An 871-nucleotide genomic window follows, 5' to 3' on the forward strand; every position below is an offset into this window, starting at 1 on the left:
GCGCGACGACGGCGTCGCGCTCGCGGAGCGGTTCGAGCGCGAGGGAACGCCCGTCCGACACCGGCACTACCCGGCGATGGCGCACGGGTTCTGTAGCCTCGCGGACCGGGTCCCGACGGCGGAGACGGCGCTGTCGGCGGTCGCGGACGACGTGCGAGAGGGGCTGTAGCTCGATCGGGCGACTCAGGCCTCGACCGTCGTCTTCACGATGCTCACCGGCGCGGTCGACTGCCGGGAGACGCGCTCGGTGACGGAGCCGAGCATCCGGCGGTAGTCGCCGGACCGCGTCTTCGACCCCATCACCGTGAGGTCGACGTCCTCCTCGTCGATGTACCGGAGGATCTCCTCGTGGGGAGCGCCGTACCGCATCGCGGTGACCGCCTCCACGCCGGCGTCGTCCGCGAGCGCGGCGACGGCGTCTATCGCCTCGCGGCCGGTCTCTTCGAGCGTCTCCTCGGCACCCTCGGCCCCGTCGACGAACTCGTCGCCGGAGTAGGCGTTCACCACGCCGCCGTCGACGACGTAGAGGACGTGGAGCGTCGCGCCGTAGCGGGCGGCGGCGTCGATCGCGTGATCGATCGCGCGGTCGACGCCGACGCTGCCGTCAGTCGGGAGGAGGATATGGTCGTACACACGTGAGGGTTCGCCGGCGGCGCGAATAAATCGGTCGCCGTTTCTCGGCCGGCGGTGCCATCGCCGTTTTCCGAACGGTTAACACGCTGTGTCTCGGCGGAATTCCCATGACCGAGGCCGCGGACCGGATCTTCGTGAACGGGGAGGTACACACGCTCGCGGACCCCGAGGACGGCGGCGACGCGGTCCGCGAGGCCGTCGCCGTGCGCGACGGCGCGATCGTTCGGACCGGGCGGAC

At 71.3% G+C, this 871-nt stretch carries 1 protein-coding gene and 1 pseudogene; one reads left to right on the forward strand and one right to left on the reverse strand.

The genetic code is table 11. The annotated features are described in order from the left end of the window. A pseudogene (locus tag BN903_RS16350) lies at window positions 1–169 on the forward strand (alpha/beta hydrolase); the annotation flags it as partial. A gap of 14 nt (window positions 170–183) precedes the next feature. On the opposite strand, the gene BN903_RS03115 reads toward BN903_RS16350, so the two are convergent. Further along, complete coding sequence (locus BN903_RS03115) at window positions 184–633, reverse strand: universal stress protein (protein ID WP_048076330.1); 450 nt, start codon at window positions 631–633, stop codon at window positions 184–186. Window positions 634–871: the final 238 nt, after the last annotated feature.

The organism is Halorubrum sp. AJ67, from assembly GCF_000513435.1.